Below are 26,281 nucleotides of genomic sequence, written 5' to 3'. Positions count from 1 at the left end.
TCAGGCATATAATTTGCTTATGTTTGGCGCTCCGGCGCCCTGTAGTGGATGGCGCATGTGCGCCGGCAAATAAGGTGTTAAGCCCCTGCCATGAAACCATCGCTAGTCCTAAGAATGGGCCAGCAGCTGACGATGACACCGCAGCTGCAACAGGCCATCCGCCTGCTCCAATTGTCAACCCTGGACCTTCAGCAGGAAATCCAGGAGGCCCTGGAATCCAACCCGATGCTCGAACGCCAGGAAGAAGGCGACGACTTCGATAATGCCGATCCACTGGCCGACAGCACCGAGCAAAAGCCCACTACCGACGTCCAGGAAACCTCCTACCAGGAAACCGCGCCCACGGTCGACAACCTCGAGGAAGGCGACTGGAACGAACGCATTCCCAACGAACTCCCGGTCGACACCGCCTGGGAAGACGTTTACCAGACCAGCGCCAGCAGCCTGCCTAGCAGCGATGACGACGAGTGGGACTTCACCACCCGCACCTCCGCCGGCGAAAGCCTGCAAAGCCACCTGCTGTGGCAGTTGAACCTGGCACCGATGTCCGACACCGACCGGCTGATCGCGGTGACCCTGATCGACTGCATCAACAGTCAGGGCTACTTGGACGAGACCCTCGAGGAAATTCTCGACGCCTTCGATCCGGAGCTGGACATCGAGCTCGACGAAATCGAAGCTGTCCTGCACCGCATCCAACAGTTCGAACCGGCCGGCATCGGCGCCCGCAACCTCGGCGAGTGCCTGCTGCTGCAACTGCGCCAACTGCCGAGCGAGACCCCATGGCTGAGCGAAGCGCAACGTCTGGTCAACGACTATATCGACCTGCTGGGCAGCCGCGACTACAGCCAGTTGATGCGCCGTATGAAGCTCAAGGAAGACGAACTGCGCCAGGTCATCGAGCTGGTGCAAAGCCTCAACCCGCGCCCTGGCTCGCAGATCGAATCCAGCGAAGCCGAATATGTAGTGCCCGACGTCATCGTGCGTAAGGACAGCGAGCGCTGGCTGGTAGAACTGAACCAGGAGTCGGTGCCACGCCTGCGGGTCAATCCGCAATACGCCGGGTTTGTCCGCCGCGCCGATACCAGCGCCGACAACACCTTCATGCGTAATCAGTTGCAGGAAGCCCGCTGGTTCATCAAGAGCCTGCAGAGCCGTAACGAAACCCTAATGAAGGTCGCCACCCAGATCGTCGAACACCAGCGCGGCTTCCTGGAGTACGGTGATGAAGCGATGAAACCGCTGGTCCTGCATGACATCGCCGAAGCCGTGGGTATGCACGAATCGACGATTTCCCGGGTCACCACCCAAAAATTCATGCATACCCCTCGCGGTATTTATGAGTTGAAATACTTTTTCTCCAGCCATGTCAGCACCTCCGAAGGCGGTGAATGCTCGTCCACGGCGATCCGCGCGATCATCAAGAAACTGGTTGCGGCGGAAAATCAGAAAAAGCCGTTGAGTGACAGCAAGATCGCTGGTTTACTGGAGGCACAAGGCATTCAGGTCGCCCGTCGCACCGTCGCCAAGTACCGTGAATCCCTCGGGATCGCACCTTCCAGCGAACGGAAGCGGTTGATGTAACCGCCGGGCGTGCCACAGCGTTCCAGTGGCAGGCATACGCCTGCCGCTTCATGCACTGGCAACGAAGGAGAAGCTGTATGCAAGTCAACATCAGTGGACACCAACTGGAAGTGACCGAACCCCTGCGTACCTACATCGGCGAGAAACTTGACCGGTTAGAGCGCCACTTCGACAAGATCACCAACGTGCAGGTGACAATGGCCGTCGAAAAACTGAAGCAGAAAATCGAAGCCACGCTGCACATTCACGGTGGCGAGGTGGTCGCCAACGCCGAACATGACGACATGTATGCCGCGATCGACCTGCTTACCGACAAGCTGGACCGCCAACTGAAAAAGCATAAGGAAAAGAACCTGCATCTGCTCCAAGGTACAGGTCGCTAACGCCCACCCATGATTCGACTTGAAAACATCCTGACCCCCGGCCGTTCCCTGGTGAACGTGCCGGGCGGCAGTAAAAAACGCGCCCTCGAACAAATTGCCAACCTGATCGCCCGCGAAGTGCCCGATCTGGCAATGCAGGATGTCTACGAGAGCCTGATTGCCCGTGAAAAACTTGGCTCAACCGGTTTTGGCAACGGCATCGCTATTCCCCACTGTCGCCTCAAAGGCTGTCAGTTGCCCATCAGTGCCCTGATGCACCTGGATGCTCCCATCGATTTCGACGCCATCGACGGCGCTCCAGTCGATCTGCTGTTCGTGTTGTTGGTCCCGGAGGCCGCCACCGATGCGCACCTGGAACTGCTCCGGCAGATCGCCAGCATGCTGGACCGCAAAGAGGTGCGCGACCGCCTGCGCGGCGCACCGAGCAACGAAGCCCTGTATAAGGTTGTCCTGGACATACAGAACGGTTAGTCACCATGCGCTTGATCATCGTCAGCGGCCGCTCCGGCTCAGGTAAAAGCACTGCCCTCGATGTCCTCGAGGACCACGGTTATTACTGCATCGATAACCTGCCAGCCGGCCTGCTGCCGGAACTGGCCGAACGGGCGCTGATCCATACCGAATTGGCGCAACCGCTGGTCGCCGTCTCCATTGATGCGCGCAACCTGCCCAGCCACCTGTCGCGCTTTCCCGAGCTGCTGGACGAAGTTCGCGGTCGGCATATCCAGTGTGACGTGCTGTATCTGGACGCCGACGAGGAAACCCTGCTCAAGCGCTTCTCCGAGACCCGCCGGCGCCACCCCCTGAGCAGCGCCAACCGTTCGCTGGCCGAAGCTATCCGCGACGAGAGCAGTCTGCTGGGGCCGATTGCCGACCTGGCCGATCTCAAGGTCAACACCACCCACCTCAATCTGTACCAGCTACGCGACACCATCAAGCTGCGCCTGCTGAACCAGCCGGAGCCGGGCACCGCGTTCCTAGTGGAGTCGTTCGGCTTCAAGCGCGGCATGCCGGTAGACGCCGACCTGGTGTTTGACGTGCGGTGCCTGCCCAATCCGTATTGGAAACCTGAACTGCGCGAGCAGTCCGGGCTCGACGGACCGGTGGCCGAATACCTCGCCGCGCAACCGGATGTCGAGGAAATGTTCCAGGACATTTCCAGCTACCTGCTCAAATGGTTGCCACGCTTCGCTGCCAGCAACCGGGCTTATGTCACCATTGCCATAGGCTGCACCGGCGGGCATCACCGCTCCGTCTACCTGACCGAACGCCTTGGCCAGGTTCTGCAACAATCCCTGAAGAACGTCCAGGTCCGCCACCGCGACCTTAGCTGAAAGGATCACCATCGCGATGCCCGCTCTGGAAATTGAAATTATCAACAAACTGGGTTTGCATGCCCGCGCATCCGCCAAGTTCGTCGGCGTGGCCGGCAAGTACCCCTGTCAGATCCGGGTAGGTCGCACGCCCAAGCCCGAGAGCATGGTCGATGGCAAGAGCATCATGGCCATGATGATGTTGGCTGCCGGCAAGGGCAGCAAGATCCATATCAGTACCGAAGGTGAACAAGAGCAGGCAGCATTGGATGCGCTGGTAGTGCTGATCAACAACTACTTCGACGAAGGCGGATAACCTCGCCACGGCGATGGCATCCGGCTAAGACCATCACCGTGGCGAGCGTCCTGACTACCTAGGCAATCCCACCCAACCAACCCAGCAGCCGGGCGGCGAGCAGCACCATCCCTGCCAACAGCAGCAGCCAGCCGACTCCGAAGCGAAATAGTCGCCCTCTGCTCATTGCCACGGTTTCAGCCTCCCTTATCGGCTTTGGATCTTGTTAGCTAGGTGGTTTACGCCAATGCCGCAAGATAACGCCGTTCGACCTCAGGCCAATTGATCACGTTGTAGAACGCGTTGATGTATTCCGGACGACGGTTCTGGTACAGCAGATAATAGGCATGCTCCCAGACATCCAGGCCGAGAATTGGGGTATTGCCGTTCATCAACGGACTGTCCTGGTTACCACTGCTTTCAACCACCAGATTTTTCTGCGGGGTCACGCTCAACCAGGCCCAGCCGCTGCCAAAGCGCGTCAGTGCCGCTTTGGTAAACGCCTCCTTGAACGCCTCGAAGCCGCCCAGTTGCTCATTGATCGCCTGCCCTAGAGCCGCCTCCGGCTCACCACCACCCAACGGGCTCATGACCGCCCAGAACAGCGAATGGTTAGCATGGCCACCACCGTGATTGATCACTGCTGGGCGGATTTTCTCTGGCAGTTGCTGGACCGCAGCCACCAGTTTTTCCACCGGCCAGTCGGCCCACTCCGAGCCCTCTACGGCCGCATTGAGGTTGGTGATGTAGGTCTGATGGTGCTTGGTATGATGGATTTCCATGGTCTTGGCATCGATATGCGGCTCCAGGGCATCGTAGTTGTAAGGCAGCGCAGGCAAGGTGTAGGTCATTTCAATGAACTCCATGTGGGTAACGCGACGCGGTCGATCCCAAGGAAGCCGCCTGGCTGTAGAGCAGGCGGCTGGTGCGAGGGTATTCACCGTGCTCACTGATAAAGGCAAGCAATTGGACGTAGGTCTTGCTGCTCTGACGCAGCGCCGCTTCGCGCAGTGGCGGCGCCAGGCGACTGTCCTGCATCGTCTGCAACAGGCGCTGATGGATCGCACACAAGTACTCGACACTTTCTTCGGGCTGATTGAGCCGCAGGTGCAGGTCCGCCAGGTTGTGGTGGGAAATCACGCAGGCGACCACCGCCTCCTCCGCGTCCGGCCAGCGCTCGAACAGCACCTGTGCCAGGGCCAGAGCCTGCAAGTAGTGTTCGCGGGCATCGACCAGCTCGCCTAGGTTGAAATAACGGTTGGCCCTTTCGATCATGCGTTTCCAGTGTTCCATGACGAACCTCCAGGCAATGCGTTAGGTTACACGCCGCCAACCGTGAGCCTTTCAGGATCCGGCAGAGTTTCCAGTTGGCTGCGAGGCAGATCGGTGTGTTCAAGCGCAACCTCGATAATCGGGTTGAGCGCAGTGAGCAGGATCGGATGACGCGACAACGCCTGCTTGATGTTGATCTTGAAACTGGCGATGGCCTGGTCGGCCAACAGGCGGCTGACCTTCGCCAACAACTCGATGCTGCTCAGCAGGTTCTGGGCGATGGTCGGCAGCGACAAGCTGTCCTGGCGGGGTTGTTCATGTAAGGCAGAACTCATGATCCAAGCTCGTCAGATAATGAGATTTATTATTATATGATATTGAGAATCAAAACAAGGAAATAAATGCACACAATTATGGTGCGTGGGCTTATCGGAACGCCACGCCGTCTCGCTGAAGGGCAAGGTCCCTCCTAAAGCCGAAGAACGCGCTGTATCAGACAGGCGAACTCGCCACAGCGGTTGGCACAACCACGGGCTGGGCGTTCAGCTAAAAAAAAGCGCGCCATCCACTGGATGACACGCTTTTTGTGCGGTCGAACAAGCGCAATCAGCTACCCGCTACGGTCATCCGCTCGATCAGCACCGAGCCTGTGCGAATATTGCTGCGCAGTTCAAGGTCGCTGCCAACGGCGATGATCTGCTTGAACATGTCGCGCATATTGCCAGCGATGGTCACCTCCTGGACCGGGAATTGGATTTCGCCGTTCTCGACCCAGAAACCCGCCGCGCCCCGGGAATAATCGCCGGTGACCATATTCAGACCATGGCCCATCAGTTCGGTGACCAGCAGGCCACGTCCCATGCGCCGAATCAGGGCATCCTGATCCTCGATGCCGTGGGTAACGAACAGGTTATGTACACCACCGGCGTTGGCGGTACTCGGCATGCCCAGCTTGCGCCCCGAATACGTGCCCAGGACATAGGACACCAGGGTGCCATTCTCGACGAACGGCTTGGCGTAAGTCGCCAGGCCATCGCCGTCAAATGCCGAACTGCCCATAGCCCGCATCAGGTGTGGGCGCTCGTCGAGGGTCAGCCACTGCGGGAATAACCGCTGCCCCAGCGCACCGTCGAGGAACGAGGACTTGCGGTACAGGTTGCCGCCGGAAATCGCCGAGAGAAAACTACCGAACAGGCCACCGGCCAACTCGGCTGAAAACAGCACCGGCACTTCGCAAGTCGATACCGGCCGCGCGCCCAGGCGGCTCGCCGCCCGTTGTGCGGCTTTGTGGCCGATGATCGCGGCGTCGGTCAGCAACTCGCCCTGGCGATGCACGTCATACCAGTAATCGCGCTGCATCTGCCCATCGCCTTCGGCGATCATCACGCAGCTCAGGCTGTGGCGGGTGGACGCCGAGCCACCGATAAAACCATGGCTGTTGCCATAGACACGACAGCCCTGGCCCGTCGTCAGCGTGGTGCCATCGGCATTCTTGATCCGTGGGTCGGCATCGAACGCCGCTGCCTCACAGATCAGTGCCCGCTCGATAGCCTGTTCCGGAGTGATCTCCCACGGGTGAAACAGGTCGAAATCCTTCAGCTCCTTTGCCATCAGGGCAGCATCCGCGAGCCCCGAGCTCTCGTCTTCGGAGGTATGCCTGGCAATCGCCAGCGCCGCCGCGACGGTTTCGCGAATCGCCTCCGCGCCGCTGGCCGAGGTGCTGGCCGAGCCCTTGCGCTGCCCCACATACAGGGTGATGCCAAAGCCCTGGTCGCGGTTGAACTCGACCGTCTCCACTTCTCGCTGGCGTACCGAGGTCGACAAGCCCTGCTCCAGGGACACCGCCACTTCACAAGCACTGGCGCCTTGACGCTTGGCTTCGGCGAGAATCTGCTCGACCTGCTCTTGCAGTGCCGGCAAAGCCTGCGGGCCGACGCTTTGTGCCGCATTCATGGTTTTTTCCACTCAGCTTTTCTCCACTCAAATGCAGCTTTCGGTTAAGGCCTTCGAGCGACCGGGCCGGACAAGCGGCCCCCGACTGGTTATCATGGCGGCGTTTCTTTACGGACTGCCACCATGGTTGATTCTTACGACGACTCCCTCAATGGGGAGAAAAGCAAAACCCAGGTCAAGCGCGAGCTGCACGCTCTGGTTGATCTCGGCGAGCGCCTGACCACACTCAAGCCTGACCTGGTGGCAAAATTGCCACTGACCGACGGTTTGCGCCGTGCCCTGGCCGAAGCGCCGAAGCACACCGCCAATATCGCCCGTAAACGGCATATCCAGTTTATCGGTCGGCTGATGCGCGACCAGGACACTGACGCCATCCTGGTGTTGCTGGACCAGCTCGACGCCTCTACCCGCCAATACAACGAACGCTTCCATAATCTCGAACGCTGGCGTGATCGATTGATCGCCGGCACCGACGACGTCCTGGAAAAGTTCGTCGCCGACTATCCCGATGCGGACCGCCAGCAACTGCGCTCCCTGATTCGCCAGGCCCAGCACGAACTTGCCCAGAGCAAGCCACCGTCTGCCAGCCGTAAAATTTTCAAGTACATCCGGGAGCTGGACGACACTCAACGCGGCTTGCGCTGATCTTCGTTACGGGTGAGTGCCGCCGGCGCTTACCCAAGCTCCTTGCCTCTACGACCCCGTGCCGCCCACGGTAATCGCATCGATTTTCAGGGTCGGCTGGCCGACGCCCACCGGCACTGATTGCCCATCCTTGCCACACGTGCCCACGCCGCTGTCCAGCGACAGGTCGTTTCCGACCATCGACACTTTGCTCATGGCCTCCGGACCGTTACCGATCAGCGTCGCGCCTTTGACCGGCGCAGTGATCTTGCCGTCCTCGATCAGATAGGCCTCGCTGGTGGAGAACACGAACTTGCCGCTGGTGATATCGACCTGGCCACCGCCGAGGTTGGCGCAGTAGATACCCTTCTTCACCGAAGCGATGATTTCCGCCGGATCACTTTCGCCTCCCAGCATGTAAGTGTTCGTCATACGGGGCATCGGCAGATGTGCGTAAGACTCGCGACGACCGTTGCCGGTCCGCGCCACCCCCATCAATCGGGCATTCAGCTTGTCCTGCATATAACCTTTGAGCACGCCGTTTTCGATCAGTGTGGTGCACTCGGTCGGCGTGCCTTCGTCATCGACGCTGAGGGAGCCGCGACGCCCGGCCAGGGTGCCGTCATCGACGATGGTACAGAGTTTGGAGGCAACCCTCTCACCCATGCGCCCACTGTAGGCCGAACTGCCCTTGCGGTTGAAGTCGCCTTCCAGGCCATGGCCGACCGCTTCGTGCAGCAGTACCCCGGACCAGCCGGAGCCCAGCACGACCGGCAAGGTGCCAGCCGGAGCGGGAATCGCCTCCAGATTGACCAGCGCCTGGCGCAAGGCTTCACGGGCATAACCCATGGCGCGGTCTTCGCTGAGGAAATAACGGTAGTCAGTACGACCGCCGCCGCCGTGCCCGCCACGCTCGCGCCGACCGTTCTGCTCGACGATCACGCTGACATTGAAACGCACCAGTGGTCGGACGTCCGCCGCCAGACCGCCGTCGGTGGAGGCCACGAGAATTCGCTCCCAGACCCCCGCCATGCTCACCGAGACCTGCTGGATGCGCGGGTCCAAGGCCCGGGTAGCGATATCCACACGCTTGAGCAGCTCAACCTTTTCGGCGCGGCTCATGACATCCAATGGATTGTCCGGTGCGTAGAGCTGCGCCACATCCCGGGAGGTAAACGCCTGCACGGTGCCGTTCTGTCCGGCACGGGAAATCGAGCGGGCCGCGCGCGCGGCGGAGCCCAGGGCTTCGAGGGTAATCGCATTACTATAGGCGAAACCGGTTTTCTCGCCCGATTGAGCCCGGACCCCCACGCCCTGATCCAGGTTGAAACTGCCTTCCTTGACGATGCCGTCCTCAAGGGCCCAGGACTCGGAAATCTGCCCCTGGAAATACAGGTCGGCGGCATCGATACCCGGTCCGGCCAGATCACCGAGGACCGACTGAAGGTTTTCGATTGTCACGCCACCCGGTGCCAACAGATGTTCACTGACTGAGGACAACAACTCGCTCATGGGTTTTTGCGCCTTAATTTCGTCATTCCGATGCAGGTCGCTGAGCGCCCTGCGAGAAAAAAAGCCGATGGCTCGCCACCGGCATTCGCGCCCGGATGGACGCCTGTTCAGTATTGTCGCGCTGGCCCAGCAACATCGCCTCGCCCTGATCCTGTTCAGCGACGATACGCCCCCACGGGTCGACGATGGCCGTATGACCGAAGGTTTCCCGTGGTCCTGGGTGTATACCGCCCTGGGCGGCGGCCAGCACATAACATTGCGTTTCGATGGCTCGCGCACGGATCAAGATGTGCCAATGTGCCGCCCCGGTCACTGCGGTAAATGCCGAAGGCGCGGTAATCAGTTCGGCTCCGGCCAGGCGCAGTTCGCTATACAACTCGGGAAAACGCAGGTCATAGCACACGCTCAAGCCCAACCGTCCCACTGGCGTATCGGCCACCACCACCCGACTACCCTGAGCATAGTCATCGGATTCACGATAACGCCCGCGATTATCCGCCACATCCACATCGAACAGATGCAGCTTGTCGTAGCGAGCCACCGTCTCGCCCTGTTCGTCCACCAGCAACGAGCAGGCATTGACCTTCGCCTGTGGCTGATCGACCGGTGGTAGCGGTAAAGTGCCTGCTACTATCCATAACCTGAGGTCACGTGCGGTCTGTTTCAACCAAGGCAGGATCGGTCCTTCGCCGAGCGCTTCGGCACGGCCAATGGCCGCGACATCCCGACGGCCCATGGCCGCAAAGTTTTCCGGTAGCACTGCCAGACGTGCGCCACCTTCGACCGCGCGCTCCAGCAACGCACGTGCCTGGGCCAGGTTGGCCAGGACATCGTTCTGGCTGACCATTTGAATGACGGAAAAAGTCATGGCGCACTCCTTCAAAGACATGGCGCCATGCTACTCCATCTTCAGAGAGGGGTAAAAAACATACGCAAGTTATGGTGCAGAGCAAAACACTTAGAAATACTCTAGCTTTCCTGAAACCCTGCTGCGGTAACAAGCGAGGTGTTGACTTATTCAATATTCAATGACGAAAGTCAAGCCAATGGGCGACTCCATGGTTGGTTAAGCCCCTACTATTCAGGGCAGCGCTATGCCCCGACCGGTTCAGCATGCTTTGGACTCAGTTCAAGGTACAAAGCCGGCGAACAGTGGATATGACTCAATGGGTCGGCCCAAGTGACTGATCAACAATGCAACCGAATCAGCATTGGCTAATATCACGCTGGCCCTTTTCACAGGGTCGGACAAAAAGTGGCTCCTTGCCTGATAGAGTTCCTTGGCCCCCGTCAACGTTAGAACGCGCTCAAACTCCTTTCCTTTCACATCAGTCCAACCTCCGCTGAACGTATCCTCTGTCCTGAACAGCTTTAGAACGGGTGTGCGGTGGGACAGTGATTCCTCTTGAATCTCCCTCACCCACCGTTGCCGCTCCTCGCCGGCTGGTGTCGAGGTATCGATCAGATCGTGGAAGGGGTAAAACGCATTCAAGTAAGAAATATCCAGAGCATCGAGAGCGATATGACTAAATTCATGGAGCAGCGTACTAGCCATGCTATGGAGTAACATGTTGAATGTTCTGGGTCTGATCGGTTGATAGGCGTGGAGATTTGGCTCGAAAAACTTCTCGCTCAAATAGATCCTTTTCTTTGCCTCGCAAGTCAGCACGAACGCGACGCAAGGCTCATCAAGTTTCTTTCCGGCACCGACGACGTATAGGTCCGAGGTGGCGGGAGAGCGTGCTGGATCAAGCACCGCTTGCAGGAGCGTATTGATCATGGCCTCTATTTCTTGACGCAGAGCACGACTGAGGCTCGAAACGCCAAAAAAGTCTTTGACGTATGCATACCGTTGACGATCCAGCCGTGAGTCATTCGTGAGTGACTGCAAGCGCACTTCGGCATTTTTCAAATAAGTGACGACCAACTCATGAGCCTGTCCGATTTTTCGGGCTTTATCTGGATAGAGTCGTTTAATGGCGGGCATCCCAACAGCCTGTACTTCCAATTCTTGGCGTAGCGTGCGCTGATTCTCCAGGCGATCACGCCATTGGCTTACCAAACCTCCCCCCAGTAATCGGCCAGGCAGGTCAAGGGCCCATTGGCCTTGCGTATCTTTCTTGATCCAGGGGCCCTGTTCGACCTCCGTGAGGATTCGCCAGCGTTCATTTTCCTGGCCCACCTGGAAAATGCGGCCACCCACCGCGGCGTACTGTCGGTTAGAGGCTGCATGGGTATAGATATTCAGCGAAGCCTCATGGCTGAGGTCGTTCAAAGCGACATCTGTGACTTCATAGCTGTGCAATCGCGCAATTTGCTCCTTGGTCAGTATGGGGTGTGCCCAACCGAGTCGCGGGTAGGGTGCATGGACCGCAGTTTCGGCTTCCGCGGAGGAGGTGTCGGCGATGGTTGTCGATGATAGCGCAGAGGCCTGCCCTTTTTGCGCCAATGCCAACTGCGCCAAGACACTCACAAATTCTTCCATGGCCGTTTTCCAATGGCCTTTCCAGGCGTTATCGTAGGCGTCCTTGAGCTGCGAAAAGGTCTGCCAGATGACCAGTGGTAATCGCAATCGACCGAGCATGAATTGTGCCCCCTGATACAGACCAGTCTTGAGCAGTGAGACGACCCAATCCCATGCATGACTTTCTCCCGTCATATGCTGAAAGTTCAGTTTCTTTTTGAGCCATAGAAGGTGGTCGTTGTACAAACGAGCGAACAGATTGCCTTGGATTGCATTGTTGGTAATGCGTACAGCGGGCTGCGACGAGGTAAAGACTGTGTTGGCGTAATATTGGCGAGCCGCTTGCGGCAGCTTGTTCAGTACATCTTTTTGTAGTTCGCCGATATGACTGAGTGCCCTGAGCAGTGCAGCTTCGTTTGAATACTCTCTGAACACCGCCCCTTCTCCATGGGTAGAGAGAAGAACCTGCGGTCCTTGTTCGATCAAGGATGGCCCTATGAGATAGAGACCTCGCGCAAGATCCGGAGCGACTCGACCGGCGGTCACCAACTCGAGCGGTCGCAAAATAATCGAGAGACCATTAAGGGCGGTTCGAGCCAAGCCATCAGGCATGCCTAGCACTTGCTTGATCAGGTGGTAGGCCGAGTTCGAAAGGCGCTTCTGGAGGACTTGCGTAAGGCCCCGCTCCAGGCATTGCCAAAGCAGATGTGTACTAAATACAGTCTGACGCTCGCGCGAGCCTTCACTGGGGGAAAGAAATGAATCGAGCAGAGAGGCGTATTGCGAACCGATAGCTGTCTCCTTGATCAAGGATTTCAGGTATCCGCCTGTGAGCGCATCAGGGAGAGAATCGGAGCCGTTAGCACGGGCAACGGTCGCATGAGCCTTTAGGTTATCGGCATGCTGTAGTACATAAGTCACTAAATTCAGGGATGAGACGGCTTTCGTATCAGGCAGCAGCGTTGAAACAGTCAGTTGATCCGGATCCAGCCCCTCTCCCGGAAAGTCTCTGTGCAGCAATGCGCTGAGTTTAGTCTGGGTGAAACTGTGGAGATCGGGAATATCATAGTGGATGTCCTTGGCGGCACCTGCCTGTTGTCGGTATTGGTCAAGCAATGCCGCCAAGGCCAATTGCCCGTCATGCTCAGCCGTTGCCAACCATGCAGGCAAGCTCAGACGTAAGGCGTTGTTCCGTGTGGCGTCGATGGACTTGTCCAAGTGCTCGACATTGGCGTGTTCGGCGAGGCAGGATTGAACGCGATTGTGCAGGTTGTTGGCCGACAGTCTCATTGAAGCGATGTAGGCGATCTCATCCAGAGCCTTGTCGGTCAATGATTGGAAGCAACTGCTCAGAAAACCCTGTTCAATCAGTTCAAAGCCTATCCGTGGCTCACTCTGATGGTTATTCGGCTGAGCCTCGGAGGCTCGACGAATTTGCGCGCTATTTTTCAGAAGGGGGAGACGCTCGACGGGGTCGATCAACCGGCGATTGAGTTCAATCTCGACGCTGTAGGGCGAGTCGAAGATCTCCAAACCATACTCTGGCGTCCACAGCAGTGCATTCCCTGAATTGTGAGGATCCAAGCCGCCCCGTTCGGTAATAAGGAAACAGTTGAACAGCAGCTCCGGTAGCGACAATTGACTGCGTTTCAGGGTCAGGCGAAATGCGTCGGGAATGAAGCCGTTCAGGCTTCGGCGACGTTGGCTGTCGGGGCTGTCGAGGACAATGTCGAGCAATTCCCGGGCGTTTTGCTTCAGGGAGCTGTCAAACATTCGCTGGCTGACCTCGTTTCGCAACCCCTGGCTCACGGCCTCGATCAGTCTTTCGCGGATCGAGGCGTAGACTGAGCGGTGTTGGCGCAGGAAGTTTGGAAGAAAGTGCTTCAAGGCCAGGGTGACGATTTCGTTGGTGGTGGCGATGTCCAGATTGTTGATGGGCAACCAGCTACCTTCCGGGGATTGGCTGAACAGCCCAAGGCCGATTGTACTGGAGAGTGGCCCGACCCGGCCCACGGAACGTTCAAGCAGGTGTTCGATCAGCGTGGTCGACGACAGTGCCTGACGTGATTCTTGTTGGGCATGAGTGCTGGTGTCACGGTTGATGTAGATGTTCGTCGGCGTCAGGTCTGCCCTGTGTGCGGCCATCAGCTCACCGGACAGGACTTTTTCCGCGTAGGTCATTAGCTGAGGACGGTTTGCCAAGCCATTGAGTACCTCGGTCTTGAGGGTTTCGAGTGCGAGCAACTGCTGCTTGGCCTCTCCCAGCGTTGTGGCGGGTGCTGCTTGAAGGGGGGCGGAGTGAGAGTATTCAGTGTTTAACAGGTCAAGCCGAGTGCTCCAGCGTCCTCGGGCATCGGGTAAAAGCAGGCGCCTGTCGAACATTGCGCGAATATCCAAGGCAATATCGAAGGCGGCGTCGAGATTCAGATCTCCCCCACTCTGCCGATAACGCTCAATGATGTAACGGATATTGCTCAACTGGCTGGCGAGGATCGTTTCTATGATGTTCTGGAACAGCGGGAGGGAGACTGCTCTTTCTCCTTCGGGCACGACGTGAAACTGCATCAGATCGGCGCGGGCCTGCAAAGGCAGAGCCGACAGGATTTCCTGGTGCGGATTCACCCATTGCCGCTGGACACTTTCATCCAGGGACTCCGAGCTGTCGAATACCTTGAGTCGCTCACTTATATAGAGAAAGAACTTATCTGGCGCCACGGCGCGATTGCTGCCTTGGAACGCATGGGTGACTTCTATATACGAAGCCTTTTGAGTTTTGCCACTGACTGAGCGAACCCTAATCTGCTTCAGTCGCGAAGGTGCGTGAGGATAAAGCCCGCTCAACCAGTAGTGATCATGGGGGCTGAGGTTTTCCGATAGTTGTTGTTTCAACAGCTCTGAGCGAAAGGTTGTGCCCATGGCCTCGGCGAAAAAATTCCGACGGCTTCGCCCGTTGTCCATAGGAGCATTCCAAAAGTTCGAAAGCTCACGTCGAAAATGGTGGATCAAGCGAGTTGAAACTTTCTCTATGATCGCTTCCCAGTGGTGCGTATCCCCAGTGCCCGGACTGTATCCCGGGGCGATAAATTCTCGAGTCTGGTTCTGGGGCCAGGCGCTTTCCTTGTAGTGTTTGAGCAACACATCGGTCAATGAACAGATCGATAATTGGCATCGCTTCAGTCGGCACTCATCATCTACTCCGCTGGCATAACTGATCACGGTGACGGACTCTAGACTGACCTGCGCAAAACATTGTCCTGCCTCAACAGCCAGGGCTCTGATGAGCAGCGATCTCAACGTGGGGAGTTTGAGTAGTTCTGTCTGCAGACAGTCCTGATTTTCTTCCAAACTATCGTCAATTGATCGGCGCCGATCAGGGAATACTCTTCCTCTGATCACCTCGGTCAACACGGTTGCCGAATGTGTGAAATCGAGTGATGCCTTGACCCTCAGAGCAACGAAACGGAGCAGCTCGTCGCGCAGCTCCGGGTCGTTCAGGCGCTCAGTCAGGCGGTCAACGGCCTGTGAGCGAGAGTCAAAGTGCTCGATACCAAAGCCCGGCGTATAGAGAAAGGCACTGTCGCGGGCTCGCGCAGTCATCAGAAAACTTCCCGCCAAGTCCACGACCTTGGAGTTGCGCATAGTGAAAGAGAGCTTCTCTACGAGCATGGGCTTCTCGAGAGCCTGACGGGCTTGATGATCAGGAAGCAATACCGCTCTGAGCCATTCGCGATCGGCTTGGGTGATCTTCAGTAAGCGCTCCCTCTCACTCGGAGCCTGGCGCGGCTCCATAACTTCGGAGAAGCAGTAAGGAAATTCAATGGACATTGTTCTTGCCTTCGTTCGTATTGACGAGTCGCGGAGCCCTGGTAGTCAAGGCATCGCGGGTCATAGGCAAAAAAATCTAGCGCAAGGGACTGAACCGTGGCGGTATCCTGCTATACGCTACTGACTCAGCAACGGGTCGAGCGGTTTCAACCTTAATGCCAAAGCCCGTCGGGATTTGATTGATCCCAACTTTTACTTCGATTTATCAAACGGCTTTTCGAAGGTGATTTTCGGTTCTTTCCACTGGCCAGTGACGCTGTACTTGACGCTGGCAAAGCGGGCCACCCGGTCGCCGATCAGCTTGTCGATCAGGAACAGGGCACCACCGATGGCCGGAGCACCGACGATCAAGGCGGCGATCGGCAGGTTGTTGGTCACCGGTAATGTCACCAGCAGCTTCGCATCAACCCGGTCAGCCACCATATCCAGTGTGCCATTGAGCTCAAGGTTACTCGACGGTCCGGTCAGGGTGATCGGGTCACGGGTGACATAGACGCCGTCGCTGGCGACCAGCAGCCCCTTGACCCGATCATAGCTCAAGCCTTTGCCGAGCAGGTCGGAGAAGTCCATGCGCAGGCGGCGACCGATGGAGTTGAAGTTCAGCAGGCCAAACACTCGCAGCGCACGAGCGCCCCCCTCGACTTCGACAAACTGGCCCTTGCGCAGGGTGGCCCCCAGGTTGCCAGAGAAACGCTTGAGCCCGACCCAGGCCGGCGAACCGGGCCAGCGACCGTCGACATCGAGGTGGAAATTCTCACTGGTCACGGTCGGCGCAAAGCTCCAGGCCTTCAGCACGTCCGCCAGGTTTTTGCCTTCCACCCGACCGTTGATCCAACTGTTGCCGCTGCCCGGCAGCCCCTCCCAACCACCGTCACCCTGGAGTTGCATGCCCTTAAGGCCCAAGTTGAGGTCATTGAGCCGGACCCCATTAGAGTTCGGTCGGGCTTTGAGTGACCAGGCCCCCAGCAGATCCTGGCCCTGGAACAGTTGATCGATGGTGATATCCAGCGCCGGAATCTGCCGAGGGTCCACCGAGGCCAACGGGTCGGGGGCATTTTCATCGGTCACCACGCTCGGATCCGGCGCGGGCAGCCGCACATACGCCAGATTGACGCCGATCGGCGCGCCCTGGGCATCCGGCAAGGTCACGCTGCCTTTGGCCTGCTGGCTGTCAATCATCAAGCCCCAGGCAGCGGCGCTGCGCACCATCTGCAGGCTCAGTTGATCGAACCGGGTGCCAAAGCCAGTGAGCTTGTCGACCCTGAGGTCGACGCTGCTGAGTAACTGTTTGGCATTGCCGCCGGGATCCTGGCCAGCATATTTATCAATTACCGCTTTCCATGGCTCCAGGTCCAGTTCCGAGAGGACACCAGCGACGCGCACCCCCTTGATCGTCGGCAACAGGGCATCGCCCTCACCCAGGAACAGCTCGCCACGCCCCTCGCCGAGCTTGCCGCTCGGCGCGGCAAAGGTAAAGTTCGCCAACCCACCATAACCGAACCAATAGCGTCGCTCAGGACCTTGCAGGGTCATACGGAACACGCTGTCACGACCCTGGCTGGCTGGTATGCCGAAGGGCGCCGGCAACTCGACGGCAACTCCCTTGAGGTTGGAGTTGATCATCAACTGACTGTCGGCACCGTCGAGGTTCAGTTGCAACTGATACGGCAAGTCACCGGAGACCGGCAGCGGCTGATTGAGACCCAGCCAGTCAGTGAGCTTTTTGACCGCCACCTGGCCTTCGGCGGTCACTCGGGTGCCAAGATTACCCGGCTGGCCGGAGGCGGCGATCTGCGCGGTGATCGGCCGGTCGAAAGCCTGGGCAGTGATCCCATCGCCGCTCAGCCCTTTGGCACTGTCAAAACGAAAATTGCCCTTGAGTTGGCTCAGCTCCAGGGATGGATCGGCCAGTTTCAGACGCGCCTTGTCAGTCGCGAAATCCACCTGGATCGCAGGCTCCTCACCTTTCGCCAACGGGATATCCAGCTTGACCTTACCCTGCAGATCACCATCCCCCTGCCAGCCGGCAAAAGTCGAAGCGGTGCCGATCGGAGCTTGCTGGAGAATCTTCAGGCCATCGCCAAGGCCACCGACAAAACCACCGTCGAGAAACAGGTGAGGCGCCTTGCCATCCGAGGAATGAGGGATGTTGACCACGACATCCTTGACCTGGGTGTCGAGCAACTGACCTTTGTTGGCCTTGATCCGCACACCGCTGTCCTCGATGAAGACATCGCCGCTGACCTTGCTGACATGCGGCCAGCCCGGCTGGAAGGCCAGCTCGGCGTCATGAACCTTGAAGAACAGGCTGATATTGCGCGCGGCCTCGCCGGCATCGTGATCCAGCGAGCCCTGATACTGGAAGAAGCCCTGCTCCACCGCTCCGTGGAGGATGGAGGTGCGCAACCATTCGTCGAGGGAGGGACTCAGCACCGCCGGCAGGTATTTCGGGGTGAAACGTCCGTCACCGTCAACCAGGCCGACCCGCAAGTCCATGTAGTCTTCCTGATCATGGGAAAAATGCAGGCGAATCAGGAAATCGGCAGCAATCTTGCCTTCCTCTCCCAGCACCTTGATATAAGGGGCGATCAGAGTGAAACCCTGCTGGTCGAGTTTCCAGGTCAAGCGGGCATTGGCTTGGAGGTACTGCCAGGGCTTGTTGAAGATCGGATACAGGAATAGCGAGAAGTCCTTGCTGTCCATCCGCAGCTCGCCTTGCCCCAGGTCGCCGCTGATGCTGCCACTGACATTGCGCGCCGCTGGCGCACCATGATAGGCATCGAAGCCGACTTGCTCCAGGTTGGCCTCAAAGCTCAGACGTCGGTCGCCAGTTTCCTGCGGGCGGTAATCGAGCAACACATTGCGCAAGGCACCGGTGACCTTCAGGTGATCGACCACGGTCGCCAAACCTTCCGGTAGAGGCGCCAGGCTATCAAGCAGCGGGGTAATCGGCGTCAGATCAAGGCGGTCGGCCTGCACGTGCCACAACTCTGCGGTCTTGTCGGTTGCCGCCGTTTGTTGCAATTGCAGATGGGATTGCCAACGGGTCTTCCCCAGGTTCATCGCCAGCGAGTCGAGCAGCAGGCTGAAACCCTGATGATTGCGTTGTAGATAAGCGTTGAGGGCCAGGTTTTCAATCTTCACTGGCTTGCGCTCGGCATAGGCGCCGCGAAACTGTGGAGCGTTGAGTCGCGCCACGGCGCTTTGCACCGTGCCATCGGCCCATTTCAACCAGAACTCGCCACCGGCCTTGAGCTCGGCGATGTTCCATTGCTGCTTCAAGCTAGCCGGCAACCAGCGGGCCCAGTCGCTCTGCGGCAGGCTCAGGTAGACATCCGCCGAACCCTGGCGCCAGGCGCTGGCCCGTAATCGACTACTCAGGTTGAGGGCCAGGGGCTGGCCGTCGGGTAAGGTCAGGCGTACATCCAGGCGCTGGCGAGACTGGCCGCTACGTAGGTTCAAACCGACATAAGTCAAGGTCAGCGGCGATTCGCCGAACGGTTCCAGGGTGACCTGGCTGTCCAGCACCGACAGTTGCGCAACCCTCTGCAGGTGGTTCAGCAGTTCCTCGGGATCCAGCGGCTGATCGTCCGCATGCGGCCAACCTTCAAGCGCCCACTGCCCCTCCTTGTCCTGTTGGAGGTTGAGTTGCAGGCCGTTGAGTTCCAGCCGGGCAACGCGGACTTCGCGGGCTAGCAGGCTGGCCCAGAGATCCGGGATCAGTTGGACATGATCCAAGCGCAACACCGAAACACCGGCACCGACCGTCACATCGTGGGCCAACAACACTGGCGCCAGACCGCTCCAACGTCCTTCCAGGCTGCCGATGGACAGCGGCATGCCCAGCGCGGCCTGCGCCTCGCTTTCGATCTCGGCCCGATACTCGGCCACCAGCGGCACGAACTGTCGCCCCAGGCTGGCATACAGGGCCACCAATACCAGCGACAGCGCACAGATCCCCACAGCCCAGCGGGTCAACGCGGCAACAAAGCGTGTCAGACGCTCCATGTCAGTGGCCCCTAAGGCAAGGTTCGATGAACAGGCCAACGCCAGCCAGCATGGACAGTGTATATACAGAGCAAGAAATCAGAGCAGCACCACGTCGTATTGTTCCTGGGAATACATGGTTTCGACCTGGAAACGAATGGTACGTCCGATAAACCCCTCCAATTCAGCGACATTGCCCGATTCTTCATCCAGCAGACGGTCGACGACTTTCTGGTTAGCCAACACTCTATAACCTTCGGCCTGATAGGCACGGGCCTCCCGGAGGATTTCACGGAAAATCTCGTAACAAACCGTCTCCGGGGTTTTTTGCTTGCCGCGTCCCTGGCAACTGCCGCATGGCTCGCAGAGCACCTGTTCGAGGCTTTCACGGGTGCGTTTGCGAGTCATCTGCACCAAGCCCAGCTCGGTGATACCGATGATGTTGGTCTTGGCGTGATCGCGCTCCAGCTGCTTTTCCAGGGTTCGCAGTACCTGGCGCCGATGCTCTTCGTCTTCCATGTCGATGAAGTCGATGATGATGATTCCGCCCAGGTTACGCAGGCGCAGTTGGCGGGCGATTGCGGTGGCGGCCTCGAGATTGGTCTTGAAGATGGTTTCTTCGAGGTTGCGATGACCGACGAAGGCCCCGGTGTTAACGTCGATGGTACTCATGGCTTCAGCCGGGTCGACCACCAGGTAGCCACCCGACTTGAGCGGCACCTTGCGTTCCAGGGCTTTCTGGATCTCGTCCTCGACACCGTAGAGGTCGAAGATCGGTCGCTCACCGGGATAATGTTCGAGACGGTCGGCAATTTCCGGCATCAGCTCGGCGACAAACTGCGTGGTTTTCTGGAAGGTTTCCCGGGAGTCGATGCGGATCTTCTCGATCTTCGGGCTGACCAGATCGCGCAAGGTCCGCAGCGCCAGGCCAAGGTCTTCGTAGATGACATTGGGAGCACCGATGGTCTTGATCTGCACGCCGATCTGATCCCAGAGTCGGCGCAGATAACGGATATCCATCATGATTTCGTCGGCCCCCGCCCCTTCGGCGGCGGTGCGCAAGATAAACCCGCCAGCTTCCTGGATGCCTTCCTCGGCCACACAGTCACTGACGACTTTCTTCAGCCGGTCACGCTCAGCTTCGTCTTCGATCTTCAGCGAGATGCCCAAATGGGCGGTACGCGGCATATACACCAGGTAACGCGAGGGAATCGACAGTTGCGTGGTCAGGCGAGCGCCCTTGGTACCGATGGGGTCCTTGGTGACTTGCACCACCAGGCTCTGCCCTTCGTGAACCAGCGCGCTGATACTTTCCAGTGCGGGACCTTCGCGCATGGAAATTTCCGAGGCATGGATAAATGCAGCCCGATCCAGGCCGATATCGACGAACGCCGCTTGCATACCCGGCAGGACCCGCACCACCTTGCCCTTGTAGATATTGCCGACGATACCGCGCTTTTGTGTACGCTCGACATGCACTTCTTGTAACACACCGTTTTCCACCACCGCCACGCGCGATTCCATCGGCGTGATGTTGATCAGGATCTCTTCACTCATGGCTGGCTCTCGTTCAGGCGTGTTCACAATAATTGCCGTTCACAGGCGTGCGGTAATCAGCGCACGATAAGGTTTTGCCAACAGGGTATGTCGAAATGGCCGAGCAGTTCCGCAGTTTCGCACACCGGCAAGCCTACTACGCCCGAATAGCTGCCGTGCAGATTCTCCACGAAAACTGCGGCGAGGCCTTGTATGGCATAGCTTCCGGCCTTATCACAAGGCTCACTACTGGCCCAGTAAGCGGAGGCTTCTTCTATTTTGATCGTGCGAAATTTCACTAGACTACGGACCACCCGCGACTCGCAACGATCGCCATCCAACAGCGCGATGGCGGTGAGCACTTCGTGTTCGCGGTCGGATAATGCCAGCAGTGTGGCCACCGCGGCTGCCTCATCCAGCGGCTTGCCGAGGATCTTCCCGTCCAGCACCACGGCGGTATCGGCACCCAGCACACAGAACGGCACCGGCGCCTGAGCACTCACCAGCAGGCTACCACCGGCTGCCGCCTTGCCACGCGCCAGGCGCTCGACATAGGCCGCCGCAGATTCATCCGCCAGGGGAGTTTCATCGATATCCGCGCTGATCACGGTGAAGGGCACGCCGATCTGGGTAAGCAGTTCACGCCGACGCGGTGAGCCGGAAGCCAGGTAGAGCGGTTTCATCAGGACATCTCCGTGTCGGGGTGCTTTATCGGAACCGCTCGTCAACATCATCCAGCTCACGGAAAATCGGCGCGATTCAGTCAGCTGACTTTGTAGCGTCGACACAGCCCGCGCAGCCCGAAACTGACCCACGGCCACAGCAGGGCGCTGACCAGGGCCGGCAACACCAGCGCCAGGGTCGGCTGACGGTTGCCGGTCAGGGTGCTGAGCCAGAGTTGTACCAGTTGCGCCAGCCCGAAGATCACCAGGATCACCAAGCTCTGCTGCCACATCGGAAACATACGTAGACGCTGTTGCAGCGACAATACCAGGAAGGTGATCAATGTCAGGATCAGGGCGTTCTGTCCGAGCAGGGTGCCGTAGAGCACATCTTCGGCCAGCCCCAGCAGGAAGGCAGTCACCATGCCGATCTTGTGCGGCAGGTAGAGCGACCAGAAGGCCAGCAACAGTGCTAACCACAGCGGACGCAGGATTTCCATGAACTGCGGCAACGGCGAGACACTGAGCAACAGACCGACAGCAAATGTCAGCCAGACGATCCAGCCATTACGCGAAAGAGTAGCGCCCGCCATTATTCCTCCTGCCGTTGGGTGGCCGGTGCAACCGCGGAGGGCTGGCTGGCCGGTGGCTGGGTAGCCGCGGGTTTGACGATGACGGGCTTGGAGGCCGGTGTCGCATGAGTCGGTGCATGGGGGTTGGTGCTGGCGCCATGAGCGGGCGGCTTGCCCGCCACAGCCGGCGCTGCTGGTGGCGCGATCGCTGCTGGGGTTGCCGGGGCTGCCACCGGTTTGGGCACGGTAGCCGGTATGATCGGGGCGCCGTCACCCTGCTTGTCGGCTTCCTGGGCCTGGGCCGCTTCGTTGGCACGCTCCTCCGGGGTGCGACTGTCGCTGAACACCAGCAACAGATAACGGCTGCGGTTCAAGGCCGCAGTCGGCACTGCACGAACAATGGCGAAAGGCTGCCCAGAGTCGTGAATCACCTCCTTGACCGTCGCCACCGGATAACCGGCCGGGAATCGCTGGCCCAGGCCGGAGCTCACCAGCAGGTCGCCTTCCTTGATGTCGGCGGTGTCGGCGACATGGCGCAGTTCCAGACGTTCGGGGTTGCCAGTCCCGCTGGCAATCGCGCGCAGGCCGTTGCGATTGACCTGCACCGGGATGCTGTGGGTGGTATCGGTCAGCAACAAGACCCGGGAAGTGTACGGCATCAACTCGACCACCTGGCCCATCAGGCCACGGGCATCGAGTACCGGTTGCCCGAGCACCACACCGTCGCGTTCACCCTTGTTGATGATAATGCGATGGGTGAAGGGGTTGGGGTCCATGCCGATCAGCTCGGCCACTTCGACCTTCTCGTTGACCAGCGCAGAGGAGTTGAGCAATTCGCGCAGGCGCACATTCTGCTCGGTCAAGGCCGCGAGTTTCTGCAAGCGCCCTTGTAACAGCAGGTTCTCGGTCTGGAGTTTTTCATTCTCGGCGACCAATTCGGTACGACTGCCGAACTGGCTGGCCACACCTTGCCACAACCGTTGCGGAAGATCGGTGATCCAGTATGACTGCATCAACACCAGCGACATCTGGCTGCGCACCGGCTTGAGCAGCGTGAAACGGGCATCGACCACCATCAGCGCGACCGACAGCACGACCAGCACCAACAAGCGCACGCCCAATGAGGGGCCTTTGGCGAAAAGCGGTTTAATAAGCCGCTCCTCCCAGGCAATGAGTCATTTTATTCATGCGGCATCAAACCGGCCTGGATGAAGATTGACAGAAGATAAACGCAACAGGCAGCACTGCAAAGTGCTGCCCGTGAACGGAACATCATAGATGCCTGCCAGCGAACTCACTCGCTGGAAAGCAGATCCATGGTGTGCTTATCCATCATTTCCAGGGCACGGCCTCCGCCACGGGCAACACAGGTCAGCGGATCTTCGGCAACGATCACCGGCAGACCGGTTTCCTGGGCCAGCAGTTTGTCGAGGTCACGCAGCAGGGCGCCACCACCGGTGAGCACCAGGCCGCGCTCGGCGATGTCCGAAGCCAGCTCCGGAGGCGACTGCTCCAGGGCGCTCTTCACCGCCTGGACGATGGTTGCCAGAGACTCCTGCAGGGCTTCCAGCACTTCGTTGGAGTTCAAGGTAAAGGCACGCGGTACGCCTTCGGCCAGGTTACGGCCACGCACATCGACTTCACGGACTTCGCCGCCTGGGTAGGCCGTACCAATTTCCTGTTTGATGCGCTCGGCAGTCGATTCACCGATCAGGCTGCCGTAGTTGCGGCGCACATAAGTGATGATCGCTTCGTCGAAGCGGTCGCCGCCAACCCGTACCGATTCGGCGTAGACCACGCCGTTCAGCGAAATCAGCGCGATTTCGGTGGTACCGCCACCGATATCGACGACCATCGAGCCACGCGCTTCTTCAACCGGCAGGCCGGCACCGATCGCGGCGGCCATCGGCTCTTCGATCAGGAACACTTCGCGGGCGCCAGCCCCCAGGGCCGACTCACGAATGGCGCGACGTTCGACCTGGGTCGACTTGCACGGCACACAGATCAGTACACGAGGACTGGGCTGTAGAAAGCTGTTTTCGTGAACCTTGTTGATAAAGTATTGCAGCATCTTTTCGCAAACGCTGAAGTCGGCGATCACACCGTCCTTCATCGGACGAATGGCAGCAATGTTGCCCGGTGTACGACCGAGCATACGTTTAGCTTCAGTACCGACGGCAACGACACTTTTCTGGTTACCATGGGTGCGAATCGCAACAACCGATGGCTCATTCAGAACGATACCGCGCTCGCGCACGTAAATAAGAGTGTTGGCTGTGCCCAGGTCGATGGAGAGATCGCTGGAAAACATGCCACGCAGTTTCTTGAACATTGGAAAGGGACTCTGGGCAACGCGTGGGTAAAAAAGTGCGGCAAACTCTAACAACGACGGGGATTTTGGGCAAGGCGCCAATATGCTAAATTAGGCGTTTTTCTGAGCACCATTCCATACAATCGCGGCCATGTGACCGCAAAAATGCGGTAGTGTTCCGCTAATCTAACACAGACAGCTTCCATTTTATTTTCCACTGGAGATTCCCATGGCGCTTGACCGCTCCGATGTGGAAAAAATCGCTCATCTGGCCCGCCTGGGCCTGGTTGAAGCCGATCTTCCACAGACTACCGAAGCCCTGAACAGCATTCTGGGTCTGGTCGACCAGATGCAGGCTGTCGATACCGATGGTATCGAACCCCTTGCCCACCCCTTGGAAGCGAGCCAACGCCTGCGCGCAGACGCCGTCACCGAGCGAAATAATCGCGAGGCCTATCAGTCCATCGCACCAGCGGTCGAAAACGGCCTGTACCTGGTTCCGAAAGTCATCGACTAAAGGGAAAGAGCCTGCAATGCATCAATTGACTCTGGCCGAGATCGCCCGCGGACTCGCCGACAAGAAGTTTTCCGCCGAAGAGCTGACCCGGACCCTGCTGACGCGCATCGCCCAGCTCGATCCGAAGATCAACAGTTTTATCAGCCTCACCGAAGAGCTGGCGCTACAACAGGCCAAGGCCGCCGACGCACGGCGGGCCACTGGCGAGAACGGTGCCCTGCTCGGCGCGCCGATCGCCCACAAGGACCTGTTCTGCACCCAGGGCGTGCGTACCAGCTGCGGCTCGAAGATGCTCGACAACTTCAAGGCGCCCTACGACGCCACCGTGGTGACCAGACTGGCGGCTGCCGGCGCCGTGACGCTGGGCAAGACCAACATGGACGAATTCGCCATGGGTTCGGCCAACGAGTCGAGCTACTACGGCAAGGTCAAGAACCCGTGGAACCTGGAACACGTGCCGGGCGGTTCATCCGGCGGTTCGGCAGCCGCCGTGGCGGCACGCCTGTTACCGGCCGCCACCGCGACCGACACCGGGGGCTCGATCCGCCAGCCGGCGGCGTTCACCAACCTCACCGGACTGAAACCGACCTACGGGCGCGTTTCGCGCTGGGGCATGATCGCCTACGCCTCCAGCCTCGATCAGGGTGGCCCCCTGGCCCGCACCGCCGAAGACTGCGCGATGCTGCTGCAAGGCATGGCGGGGTTCGACCCACAGGACTCCACCAGCATCGATGAACCGGTGCCGGACTACAGCGCAGGCCTGAATGACTCGATCCAGGGACTGCGCATCGGGGTACCGAAGGAATACTTCAGCGCCGGTCTCGACCCGCGCATCGCCGAACGGGTACACAACAGCATCAAGGCGTTGGAGAAGCTTGGCGCACTGATCAAGGAAATCAGCCTGCCAAACAACCAGCACGCCATTGCGGCCTACTACGTGATCGCTCCAGCCGAGGCCTCGTCCAACCTGTCGCGTTTCGACGGCGTGCGCTTCGGTCATCGCTGCGCAAACCCGATAGACCTCCAAGACCTGTACAAACGCTCCCGTGGCGAAGGTTTCGGCAGCGAAGTGCAGCGCCGGATCATGGTCGGTGCCTACGCGCTATCAGCCGGCTACTACGACGCTTACTACCTCAAGGCGCAGAAGATCCGTCGCCTGATCAAGAACGACTTCATGAGCGCCTTCAACGACGTCGACATCATTCTCGGCCCGACCACGCCCAATCCGGCCTGGAAGATCGGTGCCAAGAACAACGATCCGGTCGCCGAATATCTGGAAGACTTCTACACCATCACCGCCAACCTCGCGGGCCTGCCGGGCTTGTCCATGCCTGCGGGCTTCGTCGACGGCTTGCCGGTCGGCGTGCAATTGCTGGCCCCCTATTTCCAGGAGAGCCGTCTGCTCAACGTGGCGCACCAGTATCAGCTCAATACTGATTGGCACACCCGCACACCCGAAGGCTTCTGAGGA

20 protein-coding genes and 1 pseudogene are annotated in these 26,281 nt (G+C 58.9%); 8 read left to right on the top strand and 13 right to left on the bottom strand.

Translation table 11 applies throughout. From position 1 onward, the window contains the following. Positions 1 to 90 precede the first annotated feature (90 nt). The 5 genes from AWM79_RS03185 to AWM79_RS03165 all read left to right on the top strand — a co-directional run bounded on the left by AWM79_RS03185 (position 91) and on the right by AWM79_RS03165 (position 3,596). Positions 91 to 1,584 (top strand): RNA polymerase factor sigma-54, encoded by a 1,494-nt coding sequence (locus AWM79_RS03185; RefSeq protein WP_060782141.1) that lies wholly within the window; start codon positions 91 to 93, stop codon positions 1,582 to 1,584. 77 nt (positions 1,585 to 1,661) lie between these two features. After that, the gene (gene hpf / locus AWM79_RS03180) at positions 1,662 to 1,967 is read left to right on the top strand and encodes a ribosome hibernation-promoting factor, HPF/YfiA family (RefSeq protein WP_060782140.1); all 306 of its coding nucleotides are present in this window, start codon (positions 1,662 to 1,664) and stop codon (positions 1,965 to 1,967) included. A 9-nt stretch (positions 1,968 to 1,976) separates the two neighbouring features. Beyond that, positions 1,977 to 2,438, top strand: coding sequence for a PTS IIA-like nitrogen regulatory protein PtsN (gene ptsN / locus AWM79_RS03175; RefSeq protein WP_060782139.1), 462 nt, complete (start codon positions 1,977 to 1,979; stop codon positions 2,436 to 2,438). A 5-nt stretch (positions 2,439 to 2,443) separates the two neighbouring features. Continuing rightward, the gene (gene rapZ, locus AWM79_RS03170) at positions 2,444 to 3,301 is read left to right on the top strand and encodes an RNase adapter RapZ (RefSeq protein ID WP_060782138.1); all 858 of its coding nucleotides are present in this window, start codon (positions 2,444 to 2,446) and stop codon (positions 3,299 to 3,301) included. Positions 3,302 to 3,317: 16 nt separating this feature from the next. After that, positions 3,318 to 3,596, top strand: a complete 279-nt coding sequence (locus AWM79_RS03165) for an HPr family phosphocarrier protein (protein WP_017130665.1) — start codon at positions 3,318 to 3,320, stop codon at positions 3,594 to 3,596. Between the two features lie 218 nt (positions 3,597 to 3,814). Here AWM79_RS03165 and AWM79_RS03160 read toward each other — a convergent pair whose 3' ends face one another. The 4 genes and pseudogenes from AWM79_RS03160 to pmbA all read right to left on the bottom strand — a co-directional run bounded on the left by AWM79_RS03160 (position 3,815) and on the right by pmbA (position 6,800). Continuing rightward, complete coding sequence (locus AWM79_RS03160) at positions 3,815 to 4,426, bottom strand: superoxide dismutase (RefSeq protein WP_060782137.1); 612 nt, start codon at positions 4,424 to 4,426, stop codon at positions 3,815 to 3,817. A 1-nt stretch (position 4,427) separates the two neighbouring features. After that, complete coding sequence (locus AWM79_RS03155; RefSeq protein ID WP_060782136.1) at positions 4,428 to 4,868, bottom strand: hypothetical protein; 441 nt, start codon at positions 4,866 to 4,868, stop codon at positions 4,428 to 4,430. A gap of 26 nt (positions 4,869 to 4,894) precedes the next feature. Next, positions 4,895 to 5,146, bottom strand: a pseudogene (gene aspA, locus AWM79_RS03150) (aspartate ammonia-lyase); the annotation flags it as partial. A 307-nt stretch (positions 5,147 to 5,453) separates the two neighbouring features. Beyond that, positions 5,454 to 6,800: a metalloprotease PmbA gene (gene pmbA, locus AWM79_RS03145; protein WP_060782134.1), complete on the bottom strand. Its 1,347-nt coding sequence runs from the start codon at positions 6,798 to 6,800 to the stop codon at positions 5,454 to 5,456. 123 nt (positions 6,801 to 6,923) lie between these two features. Here pmbA and yjgA point away from each other — a divergent pair, with 123 nt between their 5' ends. After that, positions 6,924 to 7,445, top strand: a complete 522-nt coding sequence (gene yjgA, locus AWM79_RS03140) for a ribosome biogenesis factor YjgA (protein ID WP_017130659.1) — start codon at positions 6,924 to 6,926, stop codon at positions 7,443 to 7,445. Positions 7,446 to 7,493: 48 nt separating this feature from the next. On the opposite strand, the gene tldD is transcribed toward yjgA, so the two are convergent. The 9 genes from tldD to mreB form a co-directional block, all read right to left on the bottom strand. Beyond that, positions 7,494 to 8,936: a metalloprotease TldD gene (gene tldD, locus AWM79_RS03135; RefSeq protein ID WP_060782133.1), complete on the bottom strand. Its 1,443-nt coding sequence runs from the start codon at positions 8,934 to 8,936 to the stop codon at positions 7,494 to 7,496. A 22-nt stretch (positions 8,937 to 8,958) separates the two neighbouring features. Beyond that, positions 8,959 to 9,804 (bottom strand): carbon-nitrogen hydrolase family protein, encoded by an 846-nt coding sequence (locus AWM79_RS03130; protein WP_060782132.1) that lies wholly within the window; start codon positions 9,802 to 9,804, stop codon positions 8,959 to 8,961. A 261-nt stretch (positions 9,805 to 10,065) separates the two neighbouring features. Beyond that, positions 10,066 to 15,225 (bottom strand): dermonecrotic toxin domain-containing protein, encoded by a 5,160-nt coding sequence (locus AWM79_RS03125; RefSeq protein ID WP_060782131.1) that lies wholly within the window; start codon positions 15,223 to 15,225, stop codon positions 10,066 to 10,068. Positions 15,226 to 15,417: 192 nt separating this feature from the next. After that, the gene (locus AWM79_RS03120) at positions 15,418 to 19,233 is read right to left on the bottom strand and encodes a YhdP family protein (protein ID WP_060782130.1); all 3,816 of its coding nucleotides are present in this window, start codon (positions 19,231 to 19,233) and stop codon (positions 15,418 to 15,420) included. A gap of 78 nt (positions 19,234 to 19,311) precedes the next feature. Beyond that, positions 19,312 to 20,769, bottom strand: a complete 1,458-nt coding sequence (rng, locus tag AWM79_RS03115) for a ribonuclease G (protein ID WP_060782129.1) — start codon at positions 20,767 to 20,769, stop codon at positions 19,312 to 19,314. 56 nt (positions 20,770 to 20,825) lie between these two features. After that, on the bottom strand, positions 20,826 to 21,431 hold the full coding sequence (locus AWM79_RS03110; protein ID WP_060782128.1) for a Maf family protein: 606 nt from the start codon (positions 21,429 to 21,431) through the stop codon (positions 20,826 to 20,828). A gap of 80 nt (positions 21,432 to 21,511) precedes the next feature. Further along, a complete protein-coding gene (gene mreD, locus AWM79_RS03105) occupies positions 21,512 to 22,003 on the bottom strand; it encodes a rod shape-determining protein MreD (RefSeq protein ID WP_017130651.1) in 492 nt (163 codons plus the stop codon). Beyond that, the gene (gene mreC / locus AWM79_RS03100; RefSeq protein ID WP_074861781.1) at positions 22,003 to 23,133 is read right to left on the bottom strand and encodes a rod shape-determining protein MreC; all 1,131 of its coding nucleotides are present in this window, start codon (positions 23,131 to 23,133) and stop codon (positions 22,003 to 22,005) included. The genes mreD and mreC overlap by 1 nt, the downstream gene beginning before the upstream one ends. A 143-nt stretch (positions 23,134 to 23,276) precedes the next feature. After that, positions 23,277 to 24,314, bottom strand: coding sequence for a rod shape-determining protein MreB (gene mreB / locus AWM79_RS03095; RefSeq protein ID WP_002555108.1), 1,038 nt, complete (start codon positions 24,312 to 24,314; stop codon positions 23,277 to 23,279). A gap of 208 nt (positions 24,315 to 24,522) precedes the next feature. On the opposite strand from mreB, the gene gatC reads away from it, so the two are divergent. Next, positions 24,523 to 24,810: an Asp-tRNA(Asn)/Glu-tRNA(Gln) amidotransferase subunit GatC gene (gene gatC / locus AWM79_RS03090; RefSeq protein ID WP_017130649.1), complete on the top strand. Its 288-nt coding sequence runs from the start codon at positions 24,523 to 24,525 to the stop codon at positions 24,808 to 24,810. Positions 24,811 to 24,826: 16 nt separating this feature from the next. Then, a complete protein-coding gene (gatA, locus tag AWM79_RS03085) occupies positions 24,827 to 26,278 on the top strand; it encodes an Asp-tRNA(Asn)/Glu-tRNA(Gln) amidotransferase subunit GatA (RefSeq protein ID WP_060782127.1) in 1,452 nt (483 codons plus the stop codon). Positions 26,279 to 26,281 lie beyond the last annotated feature (3 nt).

The organism is Pseudomonas agarici (assembly GCF_001543125.1).
GTDB lineage: Bacteria > Pseudomonadota > Gammaproteobacteria > Pseudomonadales > Pseudomonadaceae > Aquipseudomonas > Aquipseudomonas agarici.
The sequence above is the reverse complement of the archived record's forward strand: the minus strand, read 5'-3'. Positions and strand labels throughout refer to the sequence as shown.